Below are 2,597 nucleotides of genomic sequence, written 5' to 3' on the forward strand. Positions count from 1 at the left end.
TGAGTATTCGAGGGGCTGAGCAGCACTGTTATTGCGGTTGAGCAGCACTGAGTATTGCGAGTGCGCAGCATCGGGTAGCGCTGGTGAGCAGCACCCGGTAGGAGCCGCTCACCAGCGCCCGGTTCAGGAGAGTCCGGCGGTATGCTCGCGCATGTTCGCGGCTCCGGTTTCTACCCAGATTGTGTGGTGCACGATCCTGTCCATAATCGCGTCGGCGTGGACGTCGCCGCCGAGGCGCCCGTGCCAGTCCTTCTTCGCGTACTGGGTGCAGAACACGGTCGAGACGGAGTCGTAGCGGCGCTCGAGGAGCTCAAGGAGCATGCCGCGCAGTTGATCGCCGGGCGGGTCGAGGAGCCATTCATCGATCACGAGGAGCTGGAACGTTGCGTACTTGCGGAGGAACTTCTCCTTCCCGCCGGGCTTATCGACCGCGCTCAGCCAGACCTCTTCGAGGTCGGGCATGCGAATGTAGTGCGCCCGATAGCGGTGTTGGCAGGCGGCTTTCGCGAGAGCAGACCCGAGATACGTTTTCCCGGACCCCGTGAACCCTTGGAACACGACGTTCTGGCCGCGGCCGATGAACGTGCAGGTGCCGAGTTGTGCGATCACGCTCCGGTCGATGCGACGCTCCTCGATCAAGTCGAGTCGCCTGAGCTCGGCGTCCGGGTAACGCAGGCCGGCCCTGCGGATGAGGCCTTCGATCTTCTGCTGCGAGAAGAGGGTGTGGGCGTCATCGACGGCGAGTTTCACCCGCTCACCGAATGGGATCCCCAACATGAGCGCCTCGTCTTGCGCGTCGAGCGCGTCAACGAGTCCGGTGACGCCCATCTCGCGAAGCTTGCGTTTGGTCTCGATGTCGATCAGCGTCATTTGCCCGCGCCTCCGTAGTAGTCGGCGCCACGCACATACCCAGCAGGAGGAGTGTTCTCGGCGCTGGGCGCGAACCTGGGCGAGCGGCTGCCGAGCTCGTCTTGCCGGGACTCAAGAATCGGTCTGAGATGCGCATACCTGGGCGATCGCACACGGCTCGCCAGCGCGATCTCGCATGCCCGTTCCACCCTTGCGTTCGAGTACCGCTGCGTGAGTCGAAGGACAGCGAGGGCCGGATTCAGTCCTTGCTCGGCGATGGGCACCGATTCGAAGACCAGGTCGATCACCGTGGTGGTGTGCTCACCGATTCTTGCCGCCCAGCCGCGCACCCGCCCTGGATCCCATTGCTGATACCTCGGTCCGTCGGGGAGGTCGCTATCGTGCGTTCGATACTCGTTCACGGCGCCGATCGGGGCGAGGAGGTGCGAGGAGAGCCGGTCGCCGCCGAGGAACACCTCGAGCATGCTGCTCGTGACGCGCAGATCAACCACGTTCCCGACATGCATGTAAGGGACGGAGTAGTGGTTCTTCTCCCAGACGACGTGCCCGTCACGGCCGACTCTGCGCCCATACGACCAGCGGCTGATCTCGTACGCGACCACGGGGAGCGGGCGAAGTCGGGGCTGCTCCTCCGCTTCGAACACGCTGAGCCTGGAGCCTTGTCGTTTCTGGAACGGTTCCCGGTTGAATGCTGCCATCTGCTCGTAGATCGCGGCGCGAAGCTCAGCCAACGTCGCGAACTGACGGTTCCGTAACGCGGCAATCACCCATGTCGCGGTGCTCCAGACCGTGTTCTCGACACTCGGTTTGTCCTTCGGTTTCCGGGGCCTGCCGGGGATGACTGCCGCGGAGTAGTGCGCCGCGAGCTCCCGATAGGCGTCGTTGAGGACCACCTCGCCCTCACGCGGATGCTTCAGCACTCCGGTCTTCAAGTTGTCGGGCACGATCCTGGGCGTGCTGCCGCCGAACCAGGCGAACATCGACACGTGCGCTTCAAGCCACGTGTCTTGCCGCATATCGAGAGCCGGTTCCACGAACGCATACCGGCTGAATGGCAGACACGCGACGAAGAGATACACCTTCGCCGTTTCGCCGGTCACCGGGTTGATGAGCTGCATCGTGGGGCCTGACCAGTCCACCTCGATCGTCTGCCCGGCCTTATGACCGACGCGAGACGAGACCCCCAGAGTGCGGACGAAGTGGGCGTAATTCTTGCAGAACCGGTCATACCCCATCCCCGCAGCCCCACTGTTCTGGCAGCGGTCGAGATATTCGGCGTGGAGGAGCTTGAGCGTGACGCCCACCCTCGCGAGTTCCTTGTGCACCACGGTCCAGTCCGGCTGCACGTAGACGCTCTCCCGGGCGCCGGTGTCGGGGAACAGCCGCTCATACACCTCGCCATCACTCATCTCGGCCGCGATCGCCCAAGTGAGGTCCTCGCGGGCGGCGGCCCGCTCGACCTTGATCACGCTGTGCTGCGATACCCCATGCGCTTCGATCTGCCGCAGCGACAGCCCTTCCGCGCGGAGCCGGAGCACCAGTTTCGCTTTGATCTTTCGTACCATCAGTAGTTACTCCTTCTGCCGCGCGATTACGGCGCACGGCAGAAGGAGCTTCCCACGATGTCGTCCGCCACGAACGCCAATGCTGTCGACAAGGAATAACGAGGTCGAGACACAGTGCTGCTCAACGGCAATAACGGTGCTGCTCAGAAGACCAACTACTCA

General features: G+C 63.5%; 2 protein-coding genes. Both read right to left on the bottom strand.

Features of this window, described 5'->3' with window-relative positions; genetic code table 11:
- Positions 1–123 precede the first annotated feature (123 nt).
- On the bottom strand, positions 124–870 hold the full coding sequence (locus OC372_RS19290; protein WP_262003891.1) for an ATP-binding protein: 747 nt from the start codon (positions 868–870) through the stop codon (positions 124–126).
- Entirely contained in the window at positions 867–2,435 is a 1,569-nt protein-coding gene (istA, locus tag OC372_RS19295; protein WP_262003893.1) for an IS21 family transposase, read from the bottom strand. Before istA ends, OC372_RS19290 begins: the two co-directional genes overlap by 4 nt.
- Between the last annotated feature and the right edge of the window lie 162 nt (positions 2,436–2,597).

The sequence above is a fragment of the Microbacterium sp. Mcb102 genome, assembly GCF_024519805.1.
Classification (GTDB): domain Bacteria; phylum Actinomycetota; class Actinomycetes; order Actinomycetales; family Microbacteriaceae; genus Microbacterium.

Coding starts and splice junctions, on each gene's coding strand:
- istA (WP_262003893.1), bottom strand. CDS start 2,435: ATGGTACGAAAGATCAAAGCGAAACTGGTGCTCCGGCTCCGCGCGGAA.
- OC372_RS19290 (WP_262003891.1), bottom strand. CDS start 870: ATGACGCTGATCGACATCGAGACCAAACGCAAGCTTCGCGAGATGGGC.